This window comes from Stenotrophomonas sp. 05L44_2, assembly GCF_056665995.1.
Window position 1 is genome coordinate 1 of the sequence record NZ_JBFTNR010000471.1, and the last position, 3392, is coordinate 3392.

4 protein-coding genes are annotated in these 3392 nt (G+C 66.0%); 2 read left to right on the top strand and 2 right to left on the bottom strand.

What is annotated here, in order from left to right; genetic code table 11:
• Positions 1 to 45 precede the first annotated feature (45 nt).
• Positions 46 to 1143: a GDSL-type esterase/lipase family protein gene (locus tag AC1VAN_RS15815; RefSeq protein ID WP_346603270.1), complete on the top strand. Its 1098-nt coding sequence runs from the start codon at positions 46 to 48 to the stop codon at positions 1141 to 1143.
• A 29-nt stretch (positions 1144 to 1172) separates the two neighbouring features.
• Here AC1VAN_RS15815 and AC1VAN_RS15820 read toward each other — a convergent pair whose 3' ends face one another.
• Together AC1VAN_RS15820 and phhA are read right to left on the bottom strand one after the other, a co-directional pair.
• Complete coding sequence (locus AC1VAN_RS15820; protein ID WP_442251644.1) at positions 1173 to 1823, bottom strand: DMP19 family protein; 651 nt, start codon at positions 1821 to 1823, stop codon at positions 1173 to 1175.
• A 91-nt stretch (positions 1824 to 1914) separates the two neighbouring features.
• Positions 1915 to 2808 (bottom strand): phenylalanine 4-monooxygenase, encoded by an 894-nt coding sequence (gene phhA / locus AC1VAN_RS15825; protein WP_025875475.1) that lies wholly within the window; start codon positions 2806 to 2808, stop codon positions 1915 to 1917.
• A gap of 125 nt (positions 2809 to 2933) precedes the next feature.
• On the opposite strand from phhA, the gene AC1VAN_RS15830 reads away from it, so the two are divergent.
• On the top strand, positions 2934 to 3392 hold a 459-nt coding region (locus AC1VAN_RS15830; RefSeq protein WP_480986158.1), incomplete at its 3' end, for an Lrp/AsnC family transcriptional regulator.

A 3392-nucleotide genomic window follows, 5' to 3' on the forward strand; every position in this document is an offset into this window, starting at 1 on the left:
TCCATGAAGTTGCCGGCCAGCGGCCGGCACTACCAGGGCCCGGCCATGCGGAAGCTGTTGTTGCTGTTGCTGCTGTCGAGCGCCGCCGCGCATGCGGCGCCGGTGCGGTTGTTCATTGCCGGTGACTCCACTGCGGCCGAATATGGGCCCGAGCGTGCGCCGCAGGCGGGGTGGGGCCAGGCGCTGCAGAGCTACCTGGATCCGGCGCGCTTCGAAGTGCGGAACCACGCCAAGGGTGGGCGCAGCACGCGCAGCTTCATCGACGAAGGGCGGCTGGATGCGATTGGCCGCGAACTGCGTCGCGGCGACGTGCTGCTGATCCAGTTCGGCCACAACGATGCCAAGTTCGAAGACCGGACGCGTTATACCGATCCGGACAGTGACTACCCGCGGATGCTGATGCGCTACGTGCAGGTGGCGCGTGACCAGGGTGCCACGCCGGTGCTGGTCACGCCGGTGGCACGGCTGCTGTACGACTTCGGTTCGCTGCTGGATACGCACGCGCGTTACACGTTGGCGATGCAGCAACTGGCCACACGCGAGCACGTTGCACTGATCGACCTCAACGACCGCAGCATGCGCTGGATCCGCGCGCTGGGCGAGCAGGGTGCACGCCCGTACTTCCTGTTCGTGCCGGAACAGCACAAGGCCGACGGCACCCACTTCAGCGTGGCCGGCGCCAACGCGGTGGCGTGCCTGGTGCTGCGCGAGGCGGTGCAGGTTCTGCCGGCGCTGCAGCCTGCACTGGTGCGCGATATCGACTGCGATGTAATGGGGGTGGGGCAGGGCGGCGATCCTGCGCGTGCCTCGCAGGTGGTGCACGAAGACACGCTGGCGCGCGCACAACCGGGCCCACATGGCGGCGCCGGGCCGACCACGGCGTACCCGTTCTTCGCCGATGCGCAGGGCCTGCCGTTCGTGCTGCGCAAGCGCGTGCTGCACAAGGGCGCGGGCATCGGCCTGCATCCGCAGCACAAGGATGAGATCTACTACATCGTGAGCGGGCAGGGCAGCTATGTGCTGGACGGAAAACAGCACGACGTGCGTGCGGGGCATGCGTTGCTTACGCGCAAGGGCAGCAGCCATGCGCTGCAGCAGGTAGGTGATGAGGATCTGGTGGTACTGCTGGCGTATCCGCGGTAACTGAAACGCAGCCGAGCGTGCGCTCGGCTCTACAACGGCTCCGGGCCGAAATGCTTCAAACCCAACCGGGCCAAGTCTTCCGGCCGCGCGAAATACGCTTCATCGAAGGCATGCAGTGCCTCCTGCTCCTGCTCGGTCATCGCGCCATACAGGTCGGTCAGTTCCTTGATCGCCGGGTCGTCTTCCAGCCGGTCCAGCAGACCACGCATGCCGGCCAGGATCGCGTGCGTCTGCGTTGCGCCCATCGCCTGCAACGCGCGCAGCGCCAGCTGGCAGGTCGGGTCGCCCCAGTTGCACAGRAACTGCATGAAGCCGCCRTTGTTGATGTCCGCTTCCATCCGCCACAGCGCCACCAGCTGCTGGTCGTCATCGGACAGCGCATCAAGCGACCACGCGGCCGCATTCAGGCGCGCCAGCGCGGCTTCATAGCGGTCATCCCACACCTGGTTCGGAACATCGACCACGCCGCGTTCCTGCGCCGGCAGCAGCGCGGGCCAGTTCACGCCCAGCCCATCGGTCGTGAGCACCCACTGCGCACGCTGTTCAGCCGTGGCCTCGAACAGCGCAGGCGCCCAGCGCAACGGCTGCCGGGTGCGGCGGCCGTCGGCCAGGGTCATCAGGATGAAGTCGTCGTTGAAGGCGACGTCGGTTACGCGCAGCGAAGCAAATGCATCAGTCATGCCGTGCAGGATAGCGGAGACCCAGGATTGACCCCCTAATCTTCAAAAGCTGCAGACGCTTTTGAAGTCTAGCCGGACCTCGGCTGTCGCCTCACACATCCCCACCATCAGCCCAGCCTTCGCCCGTACCCGCCTGGAACACGCGGTCGTCGGCCTGCACGTCGCCCGCCGGCAGGTGCGCCTGGTCGGCCAGCGCGGCATAGATCGGGGTGAAGTCCGGCGACGTCGCCTGCATCAGCTGCTCGAAGCTGTCGATGACGAAGTAGGTCTTCTGGAAGGTGTCGATGCGGTAGCGCGTGCGCATGATCCGCTGCAGGTCGAAACCGATGCGGTTCGGTGCGGCCGACTCCAGCGAGTACAGCGATTCACCCTTCGAGGAGACGATGCCGGCACCGTAGATGCGCATGCCTTCGGGCGTGTCGATCAGGCCGAACTCCACCGTGTACCAGTACAGGCGGGTCAGGTTCTGCAGCGCCTCCGGGCCGATCGCATGTGCTTTGACGCCGCCGCGGCCGTAGGCCTCCATGTAGTTGGCGAACACCGGGTTCATCAGCAGCGGCACGTGGCCGAACAGGTCGTGGAACAGGTCCGGTTCGGCGATGTAGTCGATCTGGTCGGGGCGGCGGATCCACCACGTCACCGGGAAGCGGCGGTTGGCCAGGTGGTCGAAGAAATCCAGTTCCGGCAGCAGGCCTTCCACGCCGACCAGGGTCCAGCCGGTGGCCGCGCCCAGCACTTCATTGAGCTGGTCGAAGCGCGGGATCATGTGCGCGCTCATGCCCATCTCGTCCTGCGCATCCAGGAACTCCTGGCAGGCGCGGCCGACCAGCAGTTCGCGCTGGCGCTGGTACAGCGTGCTCCAGGTGGCGTGGTCGTCGGCGGTATAGGTGTCCCACGGCTGCTCGACGAGCGCGGTGGTGTACACCGGCACGTAGCCCTTGTCGGTCTGCTGGTGTTCGACGCGGCGGGGCTGGGCGAGATCCATGGAAGACTCCTTGACGGGATACCCACGATGCTAGGGCAGGGGGCGCGCAACAGGGTTGCAAAAGTTGCGCGGATTGACCTTGTTGGCGCAATATCCTTGCGTACTCACCATGTTGCGGGGCAACAATGGCCGGAGAAGTCCAGTTCGATCGCACGGATATACGTCTGCTGGCCGAAATCCAGCGTGATGGTCGCGCCACCAACGCGGAGCTGGCGACGCGGGTGAACCTGTCGCCGTCGGCCTGCCTGCGCCGCCTGCAGCGGCTGGAAAGCGAAGGGGTGATCGTCGGCTATGGCGCGCGCCTGGAGCCCCGCCGGCTCGGTCTGGGGCTGCAGGCGTTCGTGCGCGTCCAGCTGGAAAAGCATGACCAGGCCGCGATCGGGCACTTCGTCGACAGCGTGCAGGCATGGGATGAAGTGGTGGCTTGCCACGCCCTGACCGGCGACATGGACTATCTGCTGCATGTGTATGTGCGCGATCTGGAGCACTTCTCGCGTTTCCTGCTGGACAGGCTGCTCAACGCAGGTGGCGTGGCCGATGCCAATTCCAGCTTCGTGCTGCGCACGGTGAAGGGTTTCCAGGCG